A 22,930-nucleotide genomic window follows, 5' to 3' on the forward strand; every position below is an offset into this window, starting at 1 on the left:
GGGTGCACTCGCAGTCGAGGAAAGGACACCATCATGGCCGACCGCGTCCTCCGTGGTAGCCGTCTCGGGGCCGTCAGCTACGAGACCGACCGCGACCACGACCTCGCCCCCCGCCGTTCCTTCGCCTACCGCTGCCCCAAGGGCCACGACTTCGAGGTGCCGTTCTCGGACGACGCCGAGGCGCCGGTGACCTGGGAGTGCCGCCTGCACGGCGACGAGGGCAAGCGGATCGACGGCACCGAGCCCGAGCAGAAGAAGGCCAAGCCGCCGCGTACCCACTGGGACATGCTGCTCGAGCGCCGGTCCGTCCCCGAGCTGGAGGAGCTGCTCGACGAGCGCCTCGGCCTGCTCAAGGAGCGCCGCTCCGAGAGCGCCTGAGCGCCCCCGGGTCCCGAGCACGCACAGGGCCGTCCCGCACCGCCGGGGCGGCCCTTTCGTGTGCCCGGGGTCAGGAGCGGGCCGGGCGGGCGCGGCGCCGCCGCACGCGGTCGCGCACGGCCCACGAGGTGATCCGCCACAGCGCCTCGCGCACCACCGCGCCGCTCATCTTGGACAGGCCGTGCTCGCGCTCGACGAAGGTGATCGGGACCTCGCGGGCGCGCAGCCCCGCCCGGTCCACCCGGAACGCGACGTCGACCTGGAAGCAGTAGCCCTCCGAGGCCACGGTCGCCATCCCGAGCTCGGCGAGCGCCGTGCGGCGGAAACAGCGGTACCCGCCGGTGACGTCGTGCAGCCGCAGGCGCAGCGCCCGCCGCGAGTACGCGTTGCCCGCCCGCGAGAGCAGCCGGCGGTGCCACGCCCAGCCCGCGGTCGCGCCGCCGGGCACGTAGCGCGAGCCCAGCACGACGTCGGCGTCCGCGGCCGCCGCGAGCAGGCGCGGCAGCTCCTCGGGGGCGTGCGAGCCGTCGGCGTCCATCTGCACGATCCACCCGATGTCGTGGGCGAACCCGCCGCACCGCCCGTCGACGATCAGCGAGAACGCGTCGACGTACGCGGCACCGAGCCCGGCGCGCGGCGCGTGGTGGTGCACCCGCACCCGGGGGTCGGCGGCGGCGAGCGTGTCGGCGAGCGCGCCGGTGCCGTCCGGGCTGCCGTCGTCGACGACGAGGATCCGCAGGCCGGGCAGGGTGTCGTGGAGCCGGGTCACGAGCCGGGGCAGGCTCTCGCGCTCGTTGTAGGTCGGGACGGTGACCAGCACGTCCGACCCGTCGGCGGCCGGACCGGTCACGCGCGCTCCTGCCGGCGCCGCACCGTCCCGACGACCAGCGCACCGAGGCCGAGGGCGACCAGCACCCACTCCGGTGCCGGCCCGACACGGGTGGCGAGCGTCGTCGTGGTGCGCAGCGGCACCGTCTCGACGAGCACGCCGGGAGTGAACAGCGCCCCGGTGCGCGCGACCAGCGACCCGTCCGGCGCGACCACGGCGCTCTGCCCGCTGGTGGCGGCGATGACGACGGCGCGGTCGTGCTCGACGGCGCGCAGCCGCGACATCCCCTGCTGCTGGTAGGTCATGTCGCTGTAGCCGAACGTCGCGTTGTTCGTCGGCACCGTGAGCAGGTCGGCGCCGCCCCGCACGGCGTCGCGGACGGCGTCGTCGAAGACCACCTCGTAGCAGGTCACGACGCCCAGGCGCACCGGGCCGGCCGGCAGCACGCCCGAGCCCGTGCCCGGCTCGAAGTCGGTGACGCGGTCGACCAGCGGCGACACCGCGCGGGCGATCGGGCGCAGCGGGATGTACTCGCCGAACGGGAGGATGTGGCGCTTGGTGTAGGTCCCCGCCGGGCCGGTGCCCGGGAGCCAGACGATCGCGGTGTTCCGCGGTCCCTGGACGAGCGTGCCGTCGGCGGCGCGGGTGCCCGACAGCACGGCGCCGACCACCACGGGCACGCCGATCTCGTCGGTGACCGCCTGGATCTCCATGCCGGCGTCGGGGTTGCGGATCGGGTCGATGTCCGAGGAGTTCTCCGGCCAGATCACCAGGTCGGGGCGCGGGGTGCGGCCGGCGCGGACGTCGTCGGCGAGCCGGCGGGTCTGCGCGACGTGGTTGTCGAGCACCGCGCGGCGCTGGGCGTTGAAGTCGAGGCCCGCGCGCGGCACGTTGCCCTGCACCGCGGCCACCGTGACGGTCGGTCCGGGGGGACCCGACGCCACCGACGGCCACACCGCGAGGCCCGCCACCGGGCCCAGCAGCACGGCGACGAGCGCGCCCGCCACGGCCCGGGGACGGCGCGGGCCCCGCAGCGCCCGCACCAGCGCCCAGAGCCCGGCGCCGGACAGCGCCACCGCGAAGCTGACCAACGGGGCGCCGCCGAGCGAGGCCAGCGGGGCGAACGGGCCGCCGGGCTGCCCGAACGCGAGCTTGGCCCAGGGGAAGCCCTCGAAGGGGGCGCGCTCGATGAGCGCCTCGCCGGCCACCCACAGGCACGCGGCCCACAGCGGCGCGCCGGGCAGCCGCGTCACCAGCGGGACCAGGGCGATCGGCAGCGCGACGACCACCGTCAGGGCCGCGAGCAGCAGGAACCAGACGCCGCCGACGTACTCGCCGGTCCAGTGCAGCAGCGGCCACTGGTAGGCGAGGCCGACCAGGAGGCCGAGCCCGAACGCGGCACGCAGGCGGCGCCCGTCGACGACGGTGACGACCAGCGCGATCCCCAGCGGCGCGGCCCACCAGGCGCCGAGCGGCGGGAACGCCACGTAGAGCAGGAGCCCGGCGACGACGGCGCCGGCGAGACGACCCCATGTTCCGAGCGAGGGGCCCCGTCGCTCGGCCAGGTCGAGCGAGGGGGCCCCTCGCTCGGATCCGGGGTCGGTCGTCAGCACGACTGCAGGTCGTGGGGGCGCCGGTTCACCGGCTCGCAGCCGGACTCGGTGACCACCACGATGTCCTCGATGCGGGCGCCCCAGCGGCCGGGGAAGTAGATGCCCGGCTCGACGCTGAAGGCCATGCCCGGCTCGAGCGGGAGATCGTTGCCGTCGACGATGTAGGGCTCCTCGTGCACCTCGAGGCCGATGCCGTGGCCGGTGCGGTGCACGAAGAACTCGCCGTACCCGGCGTCGCGGATGATCGCGCGGGCCGCCTCGTCGACGCTCGCGGCCGTGGCGCCGGGGCGGACCGCGTCGACGGCGGCGGCCTGGGCGCGCTGGAGCACCGCGTAGACCTCGCGGACCTCGGGGTCGGGCTCCCCCACGACGTAGGTGCGGGTGGAGTCGGAGTTGTAGCCGTCGGGCAGCGGGCCGCCGATGTCCACGACGACGACGTCGCCGGTCTGCAGCACGCGGTCGGACACCTCGTGGTGCGGGCTCGCCCCGTTCGGCCCCGAGCCGACGATGACGAACGCGGCCTCGGCGTGCCCGGTCTCGACGATGGCGCGGGTGATGTCGGCGCCGACCTCGGCCTCGGTGCGGCCCGCGACGAGCCACCCGGGCACGCGGGCGTGGACGTCGTCGATGGCGGCCCCGGCCTTGCGCAGCGACGCGATCTCCTCGGCGTCCTTGCGCATCCGCAGCTGCCGCAGGATCGGGGTGGCGAGCTCGAGCGTCGCGCCGGGCAGCGCGTCGCGCAGGCCCAGGACGTGCAGGGCCGGCATGTCGGCGGCGACGGCGACGCGTCGGACGTCGCCGAGCCTCGAGGCGGCGAGCGCGTGGGGGTCGACGCCGTCGGTCCAGGTCAGCACGTCCATCGCCTCGACCGCGGACCCGTCGAGGCCGGGGCGCTCGAGCGTGGGGACGACGAACGCGGGGTCGCCCTGGGCAGGCAGCAGCAGCGCGGAGAGGCGTTCGTGGGAGTGCTTGACGACGCCGGTGAGGTACTGCAGATCGGGCCCGGGGGTCACGACCAGGGCGTCCACCCCGGCCTGCCGGGCGGCCGCCCGGGCCCGCTCGAGCCGGGCGGTGACGTGGTCGGGGGCGGTGCCGCTCATGGTCGCCGAGCCTAGGTCAGACCGGCGCGCCCCGGGGTGGCCCGGGGCGCGCCCGGCTGACTCACTCGTGACTCACTCGGCGAGCTTGGCGAAGGCCTGCGCCCAGAGGAAGTACTTGTTCGTGCCCAGGTCGCGCACCGTCTTGATGTTGAACGCCTCCTTGAGCTTCTCCGCGTCGCTCTCGCTGACGCCCTGCAGCGCGGCGACCGGCGCGTCGGCGATCTCCTGCGCGGACTTGGTCTCGTACTCCTTGTCGAGCTTGGACGCGATGTCACCCATGATCGTCTCCCCTTCGTCGTGGGTCGTGCTTGGCGTCGATCCTCTTCCCTCTCGCCCGCCGGATCACGCACCGTCCGGGTTGAGTAGATGTCCCCTGGGGGCGGCGGTCGCGCTCCGGGACGCTCACGGACATGAGCAGCCCGGTGCCCCAGGACGCGCTCCTCGCCCGCCTCGACGGCGACCTCGCCGGCCTGTCCCGTGAGGTCGACCGCATCCGCGCGGAGCTGCGGGCGGCGCGCCCGCGCACCGCGGCGACGCCGGCCCCGTCGGGGCCGATCCCCGCGCCGCCGGTGCCGGGGTGGCCGCCTCCCTGGGCGCCTCCGACGGGCTGGGCCCCGCCTCCCGGACCGCCCCCGCGCGGCGTGCCGGCGGTCCCCCCGCGGCGTCCCGCGCGCCCGCCCCGCACCCCGCGGGTGGCCTGGACGCCCGCGCGCCTGCTCGCCGTCACCGGCGGCGCGACCACCGTGCTCGGCGTCGTGATGCTGCTCGTCCTCGCGGCCGGGCGCGGCTGGCTGGGCCCGGAGGCGCGGGTGATCGGCGGCGCGCTGCTGGGCCTCGCGCTGGTCGGCGTCGGCGTCCGCGTGCGCCGGCGCGCGGGGTCGCCGGAGGCGCCCGCCGGCGCCGTGGCCCTCGTCGCCACGGGCGTCGCCGCACTCTTCCTCGCCGACGTGGCCGCGGTCGCGCTCTTCGCCCTCCTCCCCCTCGCGGTCGCCGCCCCGCTGGCCCTGGTCGTGACCGCGGGCGGGCTCGCGCTCGCCGACCGCTGGCGTCACCGCGGCCTCGCGCTCGGGGTGCTCGTCGCCGCGGCGCTCGCGGCGCCGCTGGTGGTGGGCGCGCCGACCCCGACGCTCGTCACCGTCCTGCTCGCCGCGCAGGTCGCCGCCGCGGCCGTGGCCCGCCGCCGGGCCTGGCCGCTGGTCGCCGCCGTGGCCTCGGTCGCGAGCACCCTGGCCGCGCTGGGCGCGGCGATCCGGTTCCTCGCCGGCGGGACGTTCTCCGACCTGCCCACCGTGCTCGCCGTGCTCGCGGTCCTCGCCGCCGGCGGCGCCACCGCCCTGGCCGTCGGTGCGCCGGGCCGGGCCGTGGCCGCCTCGCTGCTCGGCCTGCCGGTGCTCCCGGTCCTGCTCGTCGCGCCGGGTCTGGCCCGCGTGCCCGGCACCCTCGTCGCCGGGGGCGTCGCGGTGGCCCTGCTGGTCGCCGTGGTGGTCCTGGACCGGTCCGTGCAGCACCGCGGTCTCGCCCTCGTCGCCGGCGCCGGAGGCACCGCGTCCCTGCTGGTCGCGACGCTCATCGCCGTCGACTCCGGCCCGGTGTCCGTGCCGCTGCTCGCCGAGGCCGCCGTGCTCGCGGTCGCCGCGGGTGCCGCCCGCCGGGTCGGGCCGCTGGTCGCCGGGTCCGTCCTCGCCCTCGTCGGCGGGGCCGCGGCGCTCGCGGTCGACGCGCCGCCCGCGCTGGTCGCCGACTTCCCCACCCGCCCGTTCGTCCTCACGGCGCCCGGGGGTACGGCGACGACCGCCGTCGTCGGCGAGCTCGTCGGCGCCCTGGCCACGTCGCTGCTGCTCGTCGCGGTCGCGGCGGCCGGCCTGGTCGCGCTCACCCGCCTCGAGGCCCTGCGCGACCGCACGCAGACCGCCGTCGCGGTCGGCGGGCTCGGCCTGGTCGGGCTCTACGGCGCGACCGGCACGGTGGTGGCGAGCGCGCTGCTCGTCTCCCCCACCCGCGGCGCCTTCCTGGCCGGCCACGTGCTGGTCACCGTGTCCTGGACCGCGATCGCCCTGGTGCTGCTGGTCCGCGGCCTGCAGTCGTCGCTGCCGCGGGTCCTCGGCGGGGTGCTGGTGGTCGCCGCCGTGGCGAAGCTCGTGCTCTTCGACCTCACCGCCCTCGACGGGCTCGCGCGGGTCGCGGCGTTCCTCGGCGCCGGGCTGGTGCTGCTCGCGGCCGGGACCGGCTACGCGCGGGCCGTGGCGGGCGCCGCGGGGGCGGCCGGCGGTGGGGCGGGCACGCCCGGCCCCACCGCCGTGCCCACGAGTCCGGCCAGCTCGTCGACGGTCGGCCCCTCGGCGACCGGCGGCCGCCAGCCGGAGGCGTAGATCTCCTGCACCCGCGGGTGCACCGCGGCCAGCGAGTCGGGCAGCGCGTGCATCGCCAGGTACGGCCCGACCACGCCCATCAGGGAGCGGTCGACCTCGGTCGCGGAGACGACGAGGTCGGAGGTCGGCGGGCGGGCCGGGTCGACGTCCTCGCCGGCCCACCGCGCGGTCTGGGCGGCGTCGGTGGCGAGGTGGTCGAGGAACCAGGGCCGGATCCGCGCGTGGCACCAGGCGTCCTGGGCGAGCGCGAGGGCCTGCGGGTCGGCGCCGCCGCCGGCGTCGAGCAGCGCTAGCAGGTGCTCGACCTGCATCAACGACGTCGAGACCCCGCGGCCCGCCGTCGGGTTGGTGGTGCAGACGCTGTCGCCGACGAACACGAGGCCCGGCAGCGGCACCCGGCCCCGCGCGTCGAGCTGCCCGCGGTAGGTGTTGTGCAGCCGCCCGCCCGGCAGGACCGGCGAGATCGGCACCGACCGGTCCGGGTCGCACCAGACCGCGAGCAGCGGGATCGCGGCGACCGCGGCGGCCCAGGCGGCCTCGTGGCGCAGGTCGGCCAGGCGGCGGTCGGCGCTCGGGCGGGCGATCAGCGTCGAGAAGGTGCCCGCGTCGTGGGTGAAGACGATGACGACGTAGCCGGCGTGCATCGCGACCGCCCCGATCGGCGAGGTCACCGGCCCCGGCTCCGCCCCCGGGCGCAGGCGGTACTGGCGCGAGACGTAGGCGAGGCCGCAGTCGGTGGCGTCGGCGGGCGCCCGCAGGCCCTCGGCGAGGGTGGCGGTGCGCCCGGTGGCGACCAGGACGAGGTCGGCGCGGAGCGTCCGCTCCCGCAGCCCCACCCCGGTCGCGCGGTCCCGGTCGGCGAGCACGGCGTCGGCCCGCGCGCGCACCCGCGTCAGCCCGGGCTCGTCCTCGGCGACGCGGCGCAGCTCGCGCTCCACGACCATCCGGCGGCAGCGCAGGCCCGAGCCCGGCGGGACACCGTCGGCGTCGCCCGACCCCGGCGGGGCGAACGGCTCGGCGCCCGCGGCGAGCAGGGCGTCGAACGCCTCGGGCACCTCCGCGCGGATCACGTCGACGGCCTGGGGCCGGAACCCGTGCGGGTGGTGGAACTGCATCACCCCGCGCCGTGACCAGTGCTCGGCGTCGCGCGGGCCCGGGTCGTTGTCGACCAGCGCCACGCGGTGGCCGCGGCGGGCCAGCGCGACGGCGCTGACGAGCCCCGTGGGTCCTGCGCCGACGACGACGGTGTCCATGGCGGCTCCCGGGTGCTCTCCGGGACCAGGGCACTCCCGTGGGGCCGAGCCGTCAAGCTCCGTGACCGTCGGCGGTCAGCCGTACGCCGAGGGGCACGTGGGAGGCTTCGGACCATGGACGCGCCGGTGATGCTGCTCGACTCGGCCAGCCTGTGGTTCCGGGCCTTCTACGGGGTGCCCGCCACGCTGACCGCCGAGGACGGCACGCCGGTGAACGCCGCGCGGGGGTTCTGCGACATGGTCGCCCGCCTCGTGCGCGGCCGCCGGCCCGGGGCCGTGGTCGCGTGCCTCGACCGCGACTGGCGCCCGGCGTTCCGGGTACGTGCCATCCCGTCGTACAAGGCGCACCGCGTGGACCCGTCGATGGGCGACCCGTCCTCCCCCGTCGGCGGCGCGCCCGACGCCGAGGCCGCCCCGCCCGAGCTCGGGCCGCAGGTGGAGATCATCCTCGAGGTCCTCGCCGCCGCCGGGATCCCCACCGCGGGCGCCGAGGGCTACGAGGCCGACGACGTCATCGGCACGCTGTGCGCCACCGAGAAGACGGACGCCATCGAGGTGGTCAGCGGCGACCGCGACCTGCTCCAGCTCGTGCGCGACGAGCCCAGCCCGGTGCGGATCGTCTACATCGCCCGCGGGGTGTCGAAGTACGAGCTCTACGGCCCCGAGGACGTCGCCGCGCGCTACGGCGTGCCGGTCGCCCGGGCCGGCGACGGCTACGCCGAGATGGCGATGCTGCGCGGCGACCCCTCCGACGGCCTGCCGGGCGTGGCGGGGATCGGGGAGAAGACCGCGGCGCAGGTGGTGTCGAAGTTCGGGTCGTGGGACGAGATGGTGGCCGCCGTCCTCGACCGGTCCGACACCCGCATGTCCTCGGCGGTGCGCGCCAAGATGGCGAAGGCCGGCGAGTACCTCGTCAAGGCCCCGGAGGTCGTGCGGGTCGCCCCCGACGCGCCCCTCGACTGGACCGGCGAGCGCCGCACCCTCCCCCACGACCCGGTGGACACCGACAAGCTCGCCGAGCTCGCCGAGCGCTGGAACCTCACGGGCTCGGTCGACCGGCTCGTCGCGGCGCTGAAGGGCGAGGACGCGCCCTAGCGGTCCTGCTGCTCGGCGAGCCACGCCGCCGCGACCGTCTTCGGCGCGCGCTGCAGCCATGCCTCCTCGACGAGCTCGCGCAGCTCGTCGGCGCCGAGGCGCTCGAGCCGCACGAGCACCGCGGCGTAGCCGTCGAAGTGCGGGGTCGTGAAGTAGATGGCGGGGTCGTCGGCGATCAGCGCGTGCTTGACGCCCTCGTCGGCGACCCGCACGCCCAGCACGTCGCCCTCGGGCAGCGGTACCCCGGCGGCCTCGAGCGCGGCCTCGTCGGCACGGCGCAGCGGGCGCTCCCAGACGAAGCTCTTCGACGACACCCGCCAGTTCGCCGACCCCCACGAGACCTTCTCGTCGGTGCGCGGCAGGGCCAGCGCGAGACGCCGGACGTCGTCGAGCGTGGCCATCAGCGGGGCTGGCCGACCGAGTACGTGCCCTCGGCGTCGACCACCTGCACCGGCACCTGGACCGGGCGCCCGTCGACGGTGGCCGAGCACGTGAACCGGACGCCGGGCCGGACCTCCTGGTCCGACGGGCACGAGACGCCGGTGATCTGGCGCCGCCAGTCCTCGGTGACCACCCGCGTCACGCCCTGCGCGACGGCGTCGGCGTCGAGGACGTCGACCCGGGCGAAGCGCGGGCCGACCACGAACGCCAGCAGGCCCACGACGATCAGGGCGATCAGCAGCAGGGCCCCGACGACGATGCCGACGACCTTCCAGGGGAAGGGCCGGCGCTGCCGCGGCGGGTACGGCCCGCCCCACCCGGGCCCGGGCTGCCCCCAGCCGGTCTGCGGTCCGGGGTGGCCGGCCCCGGGCGGTGCCCAGACCGCGGTGCCCGGTGGGGGCTGCTGGCCGTAGGGGGCCTGCTGGCCGTACGGGGGCTGCTGGCCGTAGGGAGCCTGCTGGCCGTAGGGAGCCTGCTGCCCGTATCCGGGCTGCTGCCCGTACCCGGGCTGCTGCCCGTACCCGGGCTGCTGCCCGTAGCCCGGCAGCGGGCCACCGTGGCCCGGTGGCGGACCGTACCCCGGCGGGAGGGTGTACTGCTGGGTACCGGCGTCGGCGGGGGCGTCGTAGTGCGTGCCGGTCGACGGCGGGGCCTGCTGCCCCTCCGGCGGCGTCGCCGACGGTCCTTCCCGGGTCGTGCCCTCACCGGACCCCGCGTTCGGCGGCGCCCAGGGCGACCGGGCGGGATCGTCCGGCTCGGACACTGCTCAGCCCTCCCCCACGGCGACGACACCCCGCCGGATGGCGCGGACCGCGTCGGCGGCGGCGCGCCCGACGGTGTCGTCGGTGCCCGCGACCGCGCGGATCTGGTCCAGCAGGTCGACGACCTGGCGGCACCAGCGCACGAAGTCTCCCGCGGAGAGCTCGGTGCCGTGCGAGCGGGCCCCGTCGAGCACCGTGGCGAGTGAATCGCCCCGGACCCAGCGGTGCACCGGCCAGGCGAACCCGAGGTCGGGCTCGCGGGTGCGGTCGAGGTGGTGGCGGCGCTCGTCGCCGACGAGGTCCTGCCAGAGCCGCACGGTGCCGTCGACGGCGGTGGCCGCGTCGTCGGGCACCCGCGGCACGCCGCCGTCGTCGCGGCGGCTGTCGTAGACCAGCGACGACGCGACCGCGGCGATCTCGGCGGGCCCGAGCCCGCGCCAGATCCGCTGGCGCAGGCACTCGGCGACGAGCAGGTCGGACTCCCCCCACAGCCGCGAGAGCCGGCGCCCGTCGGCGGTGACGTCCTGCTCGGCGTCGGGGGCGTCGTCGAGGTAGCCGCGCTCGGTGAGCAGCCCGCGGATGCGGTCGAAGTTCCGGGCCAGCGAGTGCGTCGTCGAGCGCACCCGCGACTGCAGCTGCTCGGTCTCGCGCTGGAGGCGCTGGTGGCGCTCGTACCAGCGCGCGCGCTCGTCGCGGTCAGCCAGCCCGTGGCAGGGGTGGGAGCGCAGGGCACGGCGCAGGGCGGCGAGCTCGCCGTCCTCGTTGTCCGCCGCGCCGCGCCGCCGGCGGGCCGACCCGTTGCGCAGCGGCGGCTCGATGCCGGTCTCGCGCAGGGCGTTGGCGAGGTCGCGGCGCAGGCGGGGCACGCGGTGGTCGAGCTTGCGGGGCAGCTTCATCGAGCCGAGCGCCGCGACCGGCTCGGGGAAGTCGGCGAGCGAGAGCCGGCCCGCCCACCGGTCCTCGGTGAGCACGAGCGGGCGGGGCTCCTGGCCCCGGGGGCTGCGGTCGACGCCGGGGTCGAGGACCACGGCGAGGCCGGCCCGCTTGCCCCCGGGCACCGCGATGACGTCGCCGGGGCGCAGGGCCTCGAGCGACGCCGCGGCCTCGGCCTTCTGCGCCGAGCGGCCCTGCCGGGAGAGGACCTTCTCGCGCTCGGAGACGCGTCGCCGCAGGTCCATGTACTCGGAGAAGGCGTGGAAGTCCTTCTCCTCGCCCGAGTGCCCGCCGGCGGCCTCGGCGTAGCCCGCGAGGGCCTCGCGGTTGCGCTCCAGGCGCTTGGCCAGCCCGACGACGCTGCGGTCGGCCTGGAACTGCGCGAACGACTGCTCCAGCAGCTCGCGGGCGTCCTCCACGCCGAGGCGGTCGACGAGGTTGACGGCCATGTTGTAGCCGGGGCGGAACGACGAGCGCAGCGGGTAGGTGCGGGTCGAGGCGAGGCCCGCGACCTGCTCGGGGTCGACGCCCGGTGTCCACACGACCACCGCGTGGCCCTCGACGTCGATGCCGCGGCGCCCGGCACGTCCCGTGAGCTGCGTGTACTCCCCCGGCGTCAGCTCGACGTGCGCCTCGCCGTTGTACTTCACGAGCTTCTCGAGCACGACCGTGCGCGCGGGCATGTTGATGCCGAGCGCGAGGGTCTCGGTGGCGAACACCGCCCGGACCAGGCCGCGGACGAACAGCTCCTCGACGGTCTCCTTGAACGCCGGCAGCATCCCGGCGTGGTGGGCCGCGACGCCGCGCTCGAGGCCCTCGCGCCACTCCCAGTAGCCCAGGACCTCGAGGTCGGCGTCCGGCAGCCCCGCCGTGCGCCGCTCGACGACCTCGCGGATCACGGCGACGTCGTCGGGGCCGGTGAGGCGCAGGCCCGAGCGCACGCACTGCGTGACCGCCGCGTCGCACCCGGCCCGGCTGAAGATGAAGGTGATGGCGGGCAGCAGCCCCGCGGCGTCGAGGCGCTCGATGACGTCGACCCGCGAGGGCGGGCGGAACCCCGACGGCCCGCCCCGGCCGGGCGGACCCTGCCGCCGGCCCGGTCCGCCGCGCCGGTCGCCACCGCGTCCGGGCGGGCCCGACCGCGACCGGCCGCCCCGCAGCGAGGGGCCGCGGTCGACCTCGGCGACGGCCCGCACGAGCGTGGGGTCGACCTTCAGCGCGGCGGTGCTGCCGCGGCGCTCCTCGGCGAACAGGTCGAACATGCGGTGCCCGACCACCATGTGCTGCCACAGCGGCACCGGGCGCGTCTCGTCGACGACGACCGTGGTGTCGCCGCGGACGGTCACCAGCCAGTCGCCGAACTCCTCGGCGTTGCTCACCGTCGCCGACAGCGACGCGATCTGCACGTGCTCGGGCAGGTGGAGGATGACCTCCTCCCACACGGCGCCGCGGAAGCGGTCGGCGAGGTAGTGCACCTCGTCCATCACGACGTACGCCAGGCCCTCGAGCGCCGACGACTCGGCGTAGAGCATGTTGCGCAGCACCTCGGTGGTCATGACCACCACGGGGGCCGAGCCGTTGATCGCCGCGTCGCCGGTCAGCAGCCCGACGGCGTCGGCGCCGTGGCGCTCGACGAGGTCGGCGTACTTCTGGTTGGACAGCGCCTTGATCGGCGTCGTGTAGAAGCACTTCTGCCCGCGGGCCAGCGCCAGGTGCACGGCGAACTCGCCGACGACCGTCTTGCCGGCGCCCGTCGGGGCGCACACCAGCACCCCGTGGCCCTGCTCGAGGGCCAGGCACGACCGGCGCTGGAAGTCGTCGAGCTCGAAGGAGAGCTGCGTGGTGAAGCGGCTGAGCTCGGGGTGGGCGGAGCGGGTGCGAGCCTGCTCGTAGGCCTCGGCGGGAGAGCGAGTGGCCACCTACCCACACTGACACATCGGGGCGACGTGCCGCTGGCTCAGGTGACGTCCCACCGGTCGGCGGACCCGTCGTTGCCCCGGTCGGCGGGGGGCGGCGTCACCGGCCGGATGCGCGGGGCGGGGCTCGCGGCCGGTGTCGTCGACCCGAGCCGGTCGTCCAGCGGGGAGGGCTGGTCGGGATCCAGGCCGTCCCAGCCCTGCTCGAGACGCCGCCGCGCGGCGCGCTTGTCGTGCACCCGCGCCACCTGGATCGCGAACTCCAGCAGCAGCACCAGCGAGACGCCCAGGGCGAGCATCGAGATCGGGTCCTGGCCGGGGGTCGCCAGCGCGGCGAAGACGAAAAGACCGAAGATCAGGCCCCGGCGCCAGCGCTTGAGCTGCTCGTAGGCGACCACGCCGACGCGGTTGAGCATGATGACCAGCAGCGGGAGCTCGAAGCTCACGCCGAAGATGATCAGCAGGGCGAGCAGCAGGCTGAAGTAGTCCGACCCGCGCAGGACGGTGGCCTGGACGTCACCGCCGATGGTGAACAGGAACTGCAGCGCCTGGGTCACCACGAAGTAGGCGAGGACGGCGCCGGCGGTGAACAGCACCACCGCGGCGGTGACGAACGTGTACGCGAAGCGCTTCTCCTTCGCGTACAGCCCGGGCGTGATGAAGCCCCAGATCTGGGCGAACCAGACCGGGCTCGAGAGCAGTGCGCCGGCGGTCGCCGCGACCTGCAGGCGCAGCACGAACTGCTCGAACACCCCGAACGCGACGAGGCGGCACTCGTCGCCCCCGCCGATCTGGACCCGGTTGGCCGGGGGCAGCGCGCAGTACGGGTCGGTGAGGATCTGGCCCAGCGAGGGCAGCCCGAAGGGGTGGCCGGTGTACCAGATGAAGCCGAGCACCGTGCCGACCGCGACGGCCAGCAGGGCGATGGCGAGGCGGCGTCGCAGCTCGTAGATGTGCTCGACGAGCGTCATCGTGCCGTCGGGGTTGGCCCGACGACGCGTTCCGGGCCAGCGCAGGCTGCGCCACCACCGGGCGCGGGACCCGGGAGCCGTCACCTCAGGACGAGGTGGAGCCCGGGCGCGTGGCCGGGGTGTCGTCCTTGGGGCCGGTCGTGCCGTTGGTCGTGCTCGACCCCTCGTCCAGCGCGCGTCCCGGGGCCTGCGGCTCGGCGGTACCCTGGCCGGCCTTCTCGTCCTCGCGCAGACCCCGCGTCTCGGCCTTGAAGATGCGCATCGACTGACCCAGCCCACGCGCCATGTCGGGCAGCTTCTTGGCGCTGAACAGCAGCACCACGCCGACGATCGCGACGATGACCCATTCGCTCACGGTGTGGCTCCTTCCACGGTGCCGCTGATGCTACGCGTGCGACCGGCACCCCGACGCTCGCCGAGACGGACCTTGAGCGCCGCCACCCGGGCGTTGAGCAGCACGGCGTCGCGGCCGAGCTGCTCGCGCGCCACGCTCGCGACGAGCCCGAACCGCTTGACCGGCCCGAGCAGCGTGACCACCACGAGCCCGAGCCCGACCAGCGCGGCGAGCACCGCGACGACGCTCCACAGGTACGGCACGCGCCCGACCCTATCCGGGGCGGGTGACCGCACGGTGAACGCCCGCGCGGGGCTCGGGCGGCCTCCCGGTGCGAGCGATGCGGCGTTGCCGCCGTCTCACGCCAGGATCGCCACACGCTCGGTGCGCGACACGCCGATGCCCCGAGGGGCACGTCGCGCATGATCGACAGGCGCGCCGGCCTGCCGAACGTGCCGCTCGCCGAGGAGCCGGCGGGTCAGTCGTCCTCGCCGTACGCCGCCAGCGCCTCGCGCGCGCGGGCCCGGCGGGCCTCGACGAGGTCCGGCGGTGCCAGGACCTCGACGGCGTCGCCCAGGCCCAGCAGCATGCGCACCATCCAGTCGCGGTCGCCGTAGCGCATCGTCACGCGGGCGGAGCCGTCGTCGTCGGCGTGCAGGTCCTCGACGGGGTAGTACTCCGCCACCCAGCGGGCCGCCGGGTGCAGCACGAGCGCCGCGACGTGCGCGCCGTCGTCCGGGCGCAGCAGGTCCTCCCCCGACCCCTCGCGGCCCCGCGCACCCGGCGGCGGGGCGGAGGGCTCGTCGAGGACCTCGGCGTCGTCGACCCGGTCGAGCCGGAACAGCCGCACACCCTCGGCGCGCCGGCACCACGCCTCCAGGTAGGCGGAGGCGTCGACGAGCAGCAGGCGCATCGGGTCGACCACGCGCCGCCCGACCGCGTCGCGGGACGCCGAGTAGTAGGTCAGGCGCAGCGCCCGCCCCGTCTCCACGGCCCGGCGCACCTCGTCCTCGGCGCGCCCGGGCCGGCGCCCCAGCCCGACGGCCACGCCCTCGCCGACCGGCTCCGCGGCGTCGGCGTGCGCGGCGCCCACCTTGCCCGCGGCGTCCTCGATCTTCGCCAGCGCCCGCTGCACGGCGTCGGCGTCCACCATGCCGGGGGCGTCGGCCAGCGCGCGCAGCGCGACGGCGAGGGTGGCGGCCTCGGCGCCCGAGAGGCGCAGCGGGCGGCGCATGCCGGCGTCGAACGTCACCGTCACCGTGTCGCCCTCGAACGACAGGTCGACCAGGTCGCCCGGCCCGTAGCCGGGCAGCCCGCACATCCACAGGAGTTCGAGGTCGCGGCGCAGCTGGGCCTCGGGCACCCCGAAGTCCGCCGCCGCCTCGGCCACGGCGATCCCGGGACGCGCCAGCAGGTAGGGCACGAGCGTGAGCAGGCGTGGCAGCCGCTCGGACACCCCGGCGGTCATCGGGCGTCCCCCGCGTCGACGGTGGCCAGCGTCCCCCGCAGCAGCGCCACCACGGCCTTGCGCAGCTCCGGCGGCTCGAGGACGACGGCGTCGGGCCCGTACGCGGCCACCCACCGGGCCGCGGTGTCGACGCGCGACAGGTCGATCTCGACGACGTCCGGGTCGCCCCCCGGGTCCGGTCGCGACCCCCGCCGCAGGCCCTGGGCCCGCCCGGGCACGAGCCGGATGCGCGCCGTGCCCGACGGCGGCGGCGGTCCGGCGGACGCGGCGACCAGGGCGACGAGGTCGACGCCCGCGGGCGGGGTGACCGCCCCGCGCGCCCCGATCGCGCGCACGTCGTCGCCGATGCGCGAGAGCCGGAAGCAGCGCACGTCGAGGCGGTCGCGGTCGTGCCCGACGAGGTACCAGCGCCCGCGCCACGAGACGACGCCCCAGGGTTCGACGGTGCGGGTGCGGGCCTCGGCGGTGGGGTTGGACCGGTGGGTGAAGGTGACGACGCGCCCCGCCCGGCTGGCCGCCAGCAGCGGCGCGAACGCCGGCTCCGCGGCCTGCAGGCGCGGCTGCACGGCCGACGCGGCGTCCGGGTCGACCGCGATCCCGGCCGCCCGGAGCTTCTGCAGCGCCGAGCGCGCCGCGCCCGCGAGCGCCGGGGAGTCCCACAGCCGGGCGGCCAGCGCGACCGCGGTGGCCTCGTCGGGCGCGAGGTCGATGTCGGGCAGCTCGTAGTCGCCGCGGGCGATGCGGTAGCCGTCGACGGGCTCGGCGAGCCCCGACCGCCCGGTCTCGAGCGGCACCCCGAGCTCGCGCAGTTCGGCCTTGTCGCGCTCGAACATCCGGAAGAACGCCTCGTCGGAGGCGGCGTCCGCGTAGCCGGGCACCGTGGCGCGGATCCGCTCGGCGCTGAGGTACTGGCGCGTCGAGAGCAGGCAGAGCACCAGGTTGACCAGGCGTTCGGCGCGCGCGGACGGGCTGGTCGTCACGGGGTGAGCCTACCGAGCCCTCGCCCAGGTGTTCGAACGCCGGGCCCGGCGCGCCGGGCCCGGTGGCTCAGCTCGAGTCGCTGCCGCGCTGGGCGCGCTGGATGCGCACCTGGCCGTCGTCGTCCTGGTCGACCTCGAAGCGGTAGTTCTCGCGGCTGGTCCGCCCGCTCGCGGTGACGAACTCGATGTCGGCGGTGACGGTGTCGCCGCGCACCGCGACGTTCGACGTCCGCACCTCGCGGATCCCCGACCAGAACCGCTGGTAGCCGTCGTACCCGCCCGAGTCGTCCTGCGCCCGCTCCGAGAGCCGGCTCCAGGCGCGGTCGAGGTCGCCGGGCAGGGCGGCGTAGTAGTCGACGACGACGGCGGCCGGGTCGCCCGGCGGGGTGGGGTCGGCGGGCGACAGCGGCGCCGCGACGGTGGGCGGCGGGAGGGCGTCCGCCGACGGCGCCGAGGCGGGGGCCGCGGAGGTCGGGGCGGCCACCGACGGGGTCGGCGCCGCGACCGTGCCGCTGCCGGCCGTGGCGGCCAGCGCGGCGCCGGTGCCGTCGCCGAGCACGACCGCCGACGCCGCGGCGATGGCGGCGAGCCGCCGGCGTGAGGGCCGGCGTGACGGGCGGCTGCGGTCGGAGCCGGCGCCGGCCGGGCGGGGCGGCGCGGCGGCCGCCCCGGGACGGGCCAGCGACGACGCCGCGCCGGCGGCGGACGGGCCGCTGATCCGGTGGGCGTCGGCCGCCGGCACAGGCGGTTCGTGATCGATCCCGTCGCGGGCGGCGCCGGGCGCCTCCGCCGCGAGGGCCGCCCCGAGGGGCAGGTCGGCGGTGCCGGTCGGGCGCGGGGCGGGGACGGCGACGTCGGCCGCCTCCGGGTCCTCGGGGTCCGCCGCGGCGGTCACGGGCGCCGGGATGAACGGCGTCGTGCCGGCGCGCGACCGCAGGGCGCGCTCGACGGCGCCGACCGCGGGCCGGTGGGCCGGGTCGAGGCGCAGCATCGCGGCGAGCGGGCGCCCGAGCACCCCGGCGCGCTCCGCCGGGCGCAGCCTGCCCTCGGCCATCGCGTGCAGGACGGCGAGCGTGTTGTCGTGCTGCCCGCAGACCAGCTGGTTCTCCACGGCGGCGTAGAGGGTGGCGCCCAGGGAGAACACGTCGGAGGCGGGCGAGGGGTCGCCGCCGCGCGCGACCTCGGGGGCGAAGTAGCCCGGCGTGCCGGCCACCATGCCGCCGCCGGTGGACGTGGTGTCCCACGTGGCGCGCGAGACCCCGAAGTCGGTGATCTTGGCGACGCCCTCGTCGGTGATCAGGACGTTGCCGGGCTTGATGTCGCCGTGGACGATGCCCGCCTCGTGCACCGCGCCGAGGGCCTCGGCCACCTGGGCGCCGATCCACGCGGCCTCCGCCGGGGCGAGCGGCCCCTGCTCGGCGAGCACCGCGGCCAGCGAGCGCGAGGGCAGGTACTCCATGACGAGCCAGGGGCCGGCGTCATCCACCACCACGTCGAACACCGCGATCGCGCGCGGGTGCACGACGCGGGCGGCGATGCGGCCCTCGCGCATGGCCCGGGCGCGGGCGACCCGCTCCTCGGTGGCGTCGCGGTACCCGCGGGCGGCGAGCTGCTTGATCGCCACCGTGCGTCGCAGCCGGCGGTCCCAGGCGGTGAAGACCACCCCCATGGCCCCGGCGCCGATGCACTCCCCGATCCGGTAGCGCCCGCCGAGCACCGTGCCCACGACCGACGTGTCGACCGGGGCCGGCGTGGCGTCGTGGAGCGTGCTCGGCGCCGCGACGGGGCCGTGCAGGCGGGAAGTGCGGGGCTGGTGCTGCATCGCGTTCTCGTGCCGTCCTCGGCGTCGTCGGTCAGTGCGTCCGTGGTTACCTCGTGCGCCCTCGACGCACGCCGCCGACGTGGCCTCGGTTACAAGGTCGCGATCAGCCGGTCCACCCGTTCGTCGACGGCGCGGAAGGGGTCCTTGCAGAGGACGGTTCGCTGGGCCTGGTCGTTCAGTTTGAGGTGCACCCAATCCACTGTGAAGTCCCTCCCTGCGGCCTGGGCGGCCGCGATGAAGTCACCGCGCAGCTTGGCCCGGGTGCTCTGGGGCGGGGTGTCCTTGGCCGCCTCGATCTCGCCGTCGTCGGTGACGCGGTCGACCATGTCCTTGCGCTGCAGCAGGTCGAACACGCCGCGGCCGCGCCGGATGTCGTGGTAGGCGAGGTCGAGCTGGGCCACGCGGGGGCTCGACAGGCCGAGGTCGTTGCGCGAGCGGTAGCGCTGGACCAGCCGGTGCTTGATCGCCCAGTCGATCTCGCGGTCGATGAGCGAGAGGTCCTGGCGCTCGACGGCGTCGAGCGTGCGGCCCCAGAGCTCGACCACCCGGTCGGTCACCGGGTCGGACCCGCGGCGCGCCACGTGCTCGACGGCGCGCGCGTGGTACTCGCGCTGGATGTCCAGCGCGCTCGCCTCGCGGCCACCGGCCAGGCGGACCGGGCGGCGCCCGGAGAGGTCGTGGCTGATCTCGCGGATGGCGCGGATCGGGTTGTCGAGCGTGAAGTCCCGGAACTGCACGCCCTGCTCGATCATCTCGAGCACCAGGTGGGTGGTGCCCACCTTGAGCAGCGTGGTGACCTCGGACATGTTCGAGTCGCCGACGATGACGTGCAGGCGCCGGTAGCGCTCGGCGTCGGCGTGCGGCTCGTCGCGGGTGTTGATGATCGGGCGCGACCGGGTGGTCGCCGACGAGACGCCCTCCCAGATGTGCTCGGCGCGCTGCGACAGGCAGAACACCGCACCCCGCGGGGTCTGCAGCACCTTGCCGGCGCCCGCGATGAGCTGGCGCGTGACGAGGAAGGGCAGCAGGACGTCGGCGATGCGCGAGAACTCGCCCGACCGGCCGACGAGGTAGTTCTCGTGGCAGCCGTAGGAGTTGCCCGCCGAGTCGGTGTTGTTCTTGAACAGGAAGATGTCGCCGCCGATGCCCTCGTCGGCGAGGCGGCGCTCGGCGTCGAGCAGGAGGTCCTCGAGGATCCGCTCGCCCGCCTTGTCGTGGGCGACGAGCTGGGTCAGCGAGTCGCACTCCGCGGTGGCGTACTCGGGGTGGCTGCCGACGTCGAGGTAGAGCCGCGAGCCGTTGCGGAGGAACACGTTCGACGACCGTCCCCAGGACACGACCCGGCGGAACAGGTAGCGGGCCACCTCGTCGGGCGAGAGGCGCCGCTGGCCGTGGAAGGTGCAGGTGACACCGAACTCGGTCTCGACCCCGTAAATCCTCCGCTGCATGGGCACCACCCTAAGCCAGCGACGGGCCGGATGAGGCCTCTCCGACGCTCCGGGTCACCCGCCGTCACGAGCCGTCCACCCCCGATCACTACGGTCGGCGTCGTGGCGCTCCCGGCACGAGAACTCGCATCGGACATCTCACGCGGCGTGGGTCGGCGGGTGCGCCAGGGCGCCCGGGGCAGCAGGCGGCGCCTCGCGGACGTCAACGAGCAGGACTGCCGGATCACCACGGCGATCGGGCACCTGCCCTACTCGGTCGCCGACCCTGCGCTGGCCGCGCTGAGCCGCTCGGCCGATCACAGCAAGCTCTGGTTCGCCGTGGCCGCGGCGCTCGCCGCCGGCACCCGCCACACCCGGCGCGGGGGCCTGCGCGGGGTGCTGGCGATCGCGGGCGCGAGCCTGCTCGCCAACGGCGTGCTCAAGCCCCTGGTCCCCCGGCGGCGGCCCGCGGCGGAGCTGCTGCCCACCTACCGCTCCCTCGACGACCCGCCCACCTCGTCGTCGTTCCCCTCCGGGCACGCCGCCTCGGCGGCCGCGTTCGCCACCGCCGTGGCGATGGAGAGCCCGAAGGCCGCCACCTGGGTCGTGCCCCTCGCCGCGACCGTCGCGTACTCCCGGATCCACGTGGGCGTGCACTGGACCAGCGACGTCGCCGCCGGCGTCGCCCTGGGCGCGGGCGCCGCGCTGGCCACCAAGCGGTGGCTGCCGGTGCGCGACATCGACGAGGCCGCCGCCCGCCCCGTCGCCGGCGCCCCGGCCCTGCCCGAGGGCGAGGGCCTGGTGATCCTGGTGAACAGCCGCTCGGGGCGCGCGGGCGTCGACCCCTACGACGAGCTGACCACCGCGCTGCCCCGCGCCCGCGTCCTGCGCCTCCAGGACGGTGCCGACCTCGCCGAGACGCTCATCGACGCCGCCCGCGAGCCCGGCACCCGGGCGGTCGGCATCGCCGGCGGCGACGGCTCGGTGGCCGCCGCGGCCCGGGTGGCCGAGGACCTCGACCTGCCGCTCGCCCTGGTCCCGGCCGGGACGCTGAACCACTTCGGGCGCGACGTCGGGGTCTACGACACCCAGGAGGCCATCGACGCGACCGGCGCGGGCGAGGCCGTGGCGGTCGACCTCGGCGAGCTGCGGATCCACGTCGACGTCGAGGGCCGCCAGGAGCCGCAGCGCGTCGTCTTCGTCAACACCTCGGCCTTCGGCGGCTACCCCGAGATGGTCCGCCTCCGCGAGAAGTGGCAGCAGCGCTGGTGGGGCAAATGGCCCTCGGCCGTCGCCGCACTGCTCGTGACGCTCGCGCGCAGCCGGCCCATCCGTGTCCGCCTCAACGGGGTCGAGCGGTCGGTGTGGATGCTGTTCGTCGGCAACGGGCCCTACGTGCCGACCGGGATGGTGCCGTCGTACCGGCCCCGGCTCGACACCGGCGTGCTGGAGGTCCGTTACCTGCGCGCCGACCGGCCGCTGGCCCGCGCGCGGGCGTTCGTCGCGCTCGCCACCGGCGTGCTCGGGCACAACAGGATCTACCAGGAGAGCGCCATGCGATCGCTGGACATCGAGCTGCTCGACGGCCCGGTGGACGTCGCCGCCGACGGGGAGGTCGTGGGCCGCGGGCGGCGCCTGCGCTACCGGGTCGCCGACCACCCCGTGCCGATCTACCGCCGTGACGAGTCGCTGTGGCCGCATCGCGCGACCGCGCGGTGACCGGCATCCCGCCCGGGATCCCGCCCGAGCTCCGCTCCCCCTCCGGGCCCCGCTGGATGCGCCGCCTGGACCGCACGGCCGACCGCGGGCTGCTCTGGGCCGCCGTGGCGGGCGGGCTCTTCGCCTCCGGCCGCGGGCCGCGCCGGCGCGCCGGCGTCCGCGGGGTGATGGCCGCCGCCGCCACGTCCGCGATCGCCCACGCGCTGGCCAAGCCCCTGCTGCCGCGCGCCCGCCCGTGGGGCCGGCGCTTCCCGTCGGCGCACGCCGCGTCCTCGTCGGCCTTCGTCACCGCGGCGGCGATGGAGTCGCCGATCGTCGGGGCGGCGCTCGCGCCGGTGGCGGTCGGCGTGTCGGCGGCCCGGGTGGCCCTCGGGGAGCGCGTGGTGTCCGACGTCGTCGCCGGCGCCGCGCTGGGCGCCGGGGTGGCGGTGCTGACCCGGCGCTGGTGGCCGGTGGTGCGGCACGCGCCCGCCCGCGCGCGCCCCGCCGGCGACGCGCCCGCCCTCGGCGACGGCTCGGGGCTCGTGGTCGTCGCCAACAGCTCGGCCGGGACGCCGGGCCCGCTCGAGACCCTCACGCAGATCGTGGCGCCGGTGATCGGCGTCGGCGACGAGCCCGAGGGGGACCTCCCGCCCGCGCCGCCCTCGGAGATCCACGAGGTGCTCCCCCGCGCCCAGGTGATCGTCCCCGAGCCGGGCATCGACTTCGTCGAGGAGGTCGAGGCCGCCCTCGACCGCCCGACGGCCGACGGCCTCGCGCCGCGGGCGATCGGTGTGGCCGGCGGCGACGGCTCGGTGGCCTCCCTCGCCGGGCTCGCCCAGCGTCGGCGCGTGCCGCTGATGGTGCTGCCCGAGGGCACCCTCAACCACTTCGCCCGCGACGTCGGCATCGACGACACGCCCACCGCGCTCGCCGCGGCCCGCGACGGCGAGGCCGTGCTCGTGGACGTCGGCGTCGTCGACATCTCCGCCGCCGACGGCACCGACCGCTCCGTCGCGTTCGTCAACACCGCGAGCCTCGGCGGCTACCCCGACATGGTCCGGCTGCGCGAGGACTGGGAGGAGCGCTGGGGCAAGTGGCCCGCGGCGGCGATGGCGCTGGTACGGGTGCTGGCGGAGGCGACGCCGCTGGTCGTCGAGCTCGACGGCAAGCGCCGCACGATCTGGCTGCTCTTCGTCGGCAACGGGGGCTACGAGCCCCGCGGGATGGCGCCGCTGTTCCGCCCGCGTCTCGACGCGCGCAAGCTCGACGTGCGCTACCTGCGCGCCGACGTGCCGTTCTCCCGCACCCGGTTCGTCGTGTCGGTCGCGGCGGGCACGCTCTCGCGCAGCCGCGTGTACGTCGCGCACTCGCGCACCCGGCTCTCGGTGCGCGTCGTCGGACCGCCGATCGGCCTGGCGACCGACGGCGAGGTGCAGCCCGACGCCGACCGCTTCGTCTTCCGGATCGCCCCGGGCGCGATCCCGGTGTACCGGCCGCAGGAGCTGTAGACCGGGCGCCCACTGGAACCGGCTTGCCGCG

19 protein-coding genes and 1 pseudogene are annotated in these 22,930 nt (G+C 76.5%); 5 read left to right on the forward strand and 15 right to left on the reverse strand.

All coding sequences use genetic code 11. From position 1 onward, the window contains the following. Positions 1–33: 33 nt before the first annotated feature. Positions 34–378: an RNA polymerase-binding protein RbpA gene (locus ACFPK1_RS25455; RefSeq protein WP_133828683.1), complete on the forward strand. Its 345-nt coding sequence runs from the start codon at positions 34–36 to the stop codon at positions 376–378. A gap of 70 nt (positions 379–448) precedes the next feature. Here the strand turns inward: ACFPK1_RS25455 and ACFPK1_RS25460 are convergent, their stop codons facing one another. The 4 genes from ACFPK1_RS25460 to ACFPK1_RS25475 form a co-directional block, all read right to left on the reverse strand. Then, positions 449–1,228: a polyprenol monophosphomannose synthase gene (locus ACFPK1_RS25460; protein WP_378023753.1), complete on the reverse strand. Its 780-nt coding sequence runs from the start codon at positions 1,226–1,228 to the stop codon at positions 449–451. Further along, positions 1,225–2,820 (reverse strand): apolipoprotein N-acyltransferase, encoded by a 1,596-nt coding sequence (lnt, locus tag ACFPK1_RS25465; RefSeq protein WP_378023754.1) that lies wholly within the window; start codon positions 2,818–2,820, stop codon positions 1,225–1,227. Before lnt ends, ACFPK1_RS25460 begins: the two co-directional genes overlap by 4 nt. After that, positions 2,814–3,920 carry a M24 family metallopeptidase gene (locus ACFPK1_RS25470; RefSeq protein WP_378023755.1) on the reverse strand — a complete coding sequence of 369 codons (1,107 nt, stop codon included), beginning with the start codon at positions 3,918–3,920 and terminating at the stop codon, positions 2,814–2,816. Before ACFPK1_RS25470 ends, lnt begins: the two co-directional genes overlap by 7 nt. A 72-nt stretch (positions 3,921–3,992) precedes the next feature. Beyond that, positions 3,993–4,199, reverse strand: coding sequence for a hypothetical protein (locus tag ACFPK1_RS25475; protein ID WP_133828686.1), 207 nt, complete (start codon positions 4,197–4,199; stop codon positions 3,993–3,995). Between the two features lie 131 nt (positions 4,200–4,330). Between ACFPK1_RS25475 and ACFPK1_RS25480 the strand changes: the two genes are divergently transcribed. Further along, positions 4,331–6,289, forward strand: coding sequence for a DUF2339 domain-containing protein (locus ACFPK1_RS25480; RefSeq protein WP_378023756.1), 1,959 nt, complete (start codon positions 4,331–4,333; stop codon positions 6,287–6,289). 791 nt (positions 6,290–7,080) lie between these two features. Here ACFPK1_RS25480 and ACFPK1_RS25485 read toward each other — a convergent pair. Then, positions 7,081–7,542 (reverse strand): annotated as a pseudogene (locus ACFPK1_RS25485) (FAD-dependent oxidoreductase); the annotation flags it as partial. Positions 7,543–7,656: 114 nt separating this feature from the next. Here ACFPK1_RS25485 and ACFPK1_RS25490 point away from each other — a divergent pair. Continuing rightward, positions 7,657–8,637: a 5'-3' exonuclease gene (locus tag ACFPK1_RS25490; protein WP_378023757.1), complete on the forward strand. Its 981-nt coding sequence runs from the start codon at positions 7,657–7,659 to the stop codon at positions 8,635–8,637. Here ACFPK1_RS25490 and ACFPK1_RS25495 read toward each other — a convergent pair. The 10 genes from ACFPK1_RS25495 to pafA all read right to left on the reverse strand — a co-directional run bounded on the left by ACFPK1_RS25495 (position 8,634) and on the right by pafA (position 19,711). Beyond that, complete coding sequence (locus tag ACFPK1_RS25495) at positions 8,634–9,038, reverse strand: MmcQ/YjbR family DNA-binding protein (RefSeq protein ID WP_378023758.1); 405 nt, start codon at positions 9,036–9,038, stop codon at positions 8,634–8,636. The two genes, ACFPK1_RS25490 and ACFPK1_RS25495, sit on opposite strands and share 4 nt — an antisense overlap. Beyond that, complete coding sequence (locus ACFPK1_RS25500) at positions 9,038–9,841, reverse strand: DUF4333 domain-containing protein (RefSeq protein WP_378023759.1); 804 nt, start codon at positions 9,839–9,841, stop codon at positions 9,038–9,040. Before ACFPK1_RS25500 ends, ACFPK1_RS25495 begins: the two co-directional genes overlap by 1 nt. Before the next feature lie 3 nt (positions 9,842–9,844). After that, the gene (locus ACFPK1_RS25505; RefSeq protein ID WP_378023760.1) at positions 9,845–12,691 is read right to left on the reverse strand and encodes a DEAD/DEAH box helicase; all 2,847 of its coding nucleotides are present in this window, start codon (positions 12,689–12,691) and stop codon (positions 9,845–9,847) included. A 38-nt stretch (positions 12,692–12,729) separates the two neighbouring features. Then, positions 12,730–13,743 carry a twin-arginine translocase subunit TatC gene (gene tatC / locus ACFPK1_RS25510; RefSeq protein ID WP_378023761.1) on the reverse strand — a complete coding sequence of 338 codons (1,014 nt, stop codon included), beginning with the start codon at positions 13,741–13,743 and terminating at the stop codon, positions 12,730–12,732. Between the two features lies 1 nt (position 13,744). Further along, positions 13,745–14,014 carry a Sec-independent protein translocase subunit TatA gene (gene tatA / locus ACFPK1_RS25515; protein ID WP_378023762.1) on the reverse strand — a complete coding sequence of 90 codons (270 nt, stop codon included), beginning with the start codon at positions 14,012–14,014 and terminating at the stop codon, positions 13,745–13,747. After that, positions 14,011–14,256 carry a hypothetical protein gene (locus tag ACFPK1_RS25520; protein WP_378023763.1) on the reverse strand — a complete coding sequence of 82 codons (246 nt, stop codon included), beginning with the start codon at positions 14,254–14,256 and terminating at the stop codon, positions 14,011–14,013. The genes tatA and ACFPK1_RS25520 overlap by 4 nt, the downstream gene beginning before the upstream one ends. A gap of 215 nt (positions 14,257–14,471) precedes the next feature. Continuing rightward, on the reverse strand, positions 14,472–15,461 hold the full coding sequence (locus ACFPK1_RS25525) for a helix-turn-helix transcriptional regulator (RefSeq protein WP_378023764.1): 990 nt from the start codon (positions 15,459–15,461) through the stop codon (positions 14,472–14,474). Continuing rightward, on the reverse strand, positions 15,458–16,441 hold the full coding sequence (locus tag ACFPK1_RS25530; RefSeq protein ID WP_378023765.1) for a helix-turn-helix transcriptional regulator: 984 nt from the start codon (positions 16,439–16,441) through the stop codon (positions 15,458–15,460). Before ACFPK1_RS25530 ends, ACFPK1_RS25525 begins: the two co-directional genes overlap by 4 nt. A 67-nt stretch (positions 16,442–16,508) precedes the next feature. Beyond that, positions 16,509–18,263 (reverse strand): serine/threonine-protein kinase, encoded by a 1,755-nt coding sequence (locus ACFPK1_RS25535; RefSeq protein WP_378023766.1) that lies wholly within the window; start codon positions 18,261–18,263, stop codon positions 16,509–16,511. A gap of 89 nt (positions 18,264–18,352) precedes the next feature. Beyond that, positions 18,353–19,711: a Pup--protein ligase gene (pafA, locus tag ACFPK1_RS25540; protein WP_274279480.1), complete on the reverse strand. Its 1,359-nt coding sequence runs from the start codon at positions 19,709–19,711 to the stop codon at positions 18,353–18,355. Between the two features lie 147 nt (positions 19,712–19,858). On the opposite strand from pafA, the gene ACFPK1_RS25545 reads away from it, so the two are divergent. Both ACFPK1_RS25545 and ACFPK1_RS25550 read left to right on the forward strand, forming a co-directional pair. Further along, positions 19,859–21,409, forward strand: coding sequence for a bifunctional phosphatase PAP2/diacylglycerol kinase family protein (locus tag ACFPK1_RS25545; protein ID WP_378023767.1), 1,551 nt, complete (start codon positions 19,859–19,861; stop codon positions 21,407–21,409). Then, positions 21,382–22,899 (forward strand): diacylglycerol/lipid kinase family protein, encoded by a 1,518-nt coding sequence (locus ACFPK1_RS25550; RefSeq protein WP_378023768.1) that lies wholly within the window; start codon positions 21,382–21,384, stop codon positions 22,897–22,899. Before ACFPK1_RS25545 ends, ACFPK1_RS25550 begins: the two co-directional genes overlap by 28 nt. Positions 22,900–22,930 lie beyond the last annotated feature (31 nt).

Origin of the sequence: Actinomycetospora rhizophila (assembly GCF_042657905.1) — a bacterium.
In the GTDB taxonomy this organism is placed as follows: domain Bacteria; phylum Actinomycetota; class Actinomycetes; order Mycobacteriales; family Pseudonocardiaceae; genus Actinomycetospora; species Actinomycetospora rhizophila.

What these genes read in the sequence shown, in the direction of transcription:
- ACFPK1_RS25455 (WP_133828683.1), top strand. Translation starts at nt 34, where the DNA reads ATGGCCGACCGCGTCCTCCGTGGTAGCCGTCTCGGGGCCGTCAGCTAC.
- ACFPK1_RS25470 (WP_378023755.1), bottom strand. Translation starts at nt 3,920, where the DNA reads ATGAGCGGCACCGCCCCCGACCACGTCACCGCCCGGCTCGAGCGGGCC.
- ACFPK1_RS25475 (WP_133828686.1), bottom strand. Translation starts at nt 4,199, where the DNA reads ATGGGTGACATCGCGTCCAAGCTCGACAAGGAGTACGAGACCAAGTCC.
- ACFPK1_RS25480 (WP_378023756.1), top strand. Translation starts at nt 4,331, where the DNA reads ATGAGCAGCCCGGTGCCCCAGGACGCGCTCCTCGCCCGCCTCGACGGC.
- ACFPK1_RS25490 (WP_378023757.1), top strand. Translation starts at nt 7,657, where the DNA reads ATGGACGCGCCGGTGATGCTGCTCGACTCGGCCAGCCTGTGGTTCCGG.
- ACFPK1_RS25495 (WP_378023758.1), bottom strand. Translation starts at nt 9,038, where the DNA reads ATGGCCACGCTCGACGACGTCCGGCGTCTCGCGCTGGCCCTGCCGCGC.
- ACFPK1_RS25525 (WP_378023764.1), bottom strand. Translation starts at nt 15,461, where the DNA reads ATGACCGCCGGGGTGTCCGAGCGGCTGCCACGCCTGCTCACGCTCGTG.
- ACFPK1_RS25535 (WP_378023766.1), bottom strand. Translation starts at nt 18,263, where the DNA reads ATGCAGCACCAGCCCCGCACTTCCCGCCTGCACGGCCCCGTCGCGGCG.
- pafA (WP_274279480.1), bottom strand. Translation starts at nt 19,711, where the DNA reads ATGCAGCGGAGGATTTACGGGGTCGAGACCGAGTTCGGTGTCACCTGC.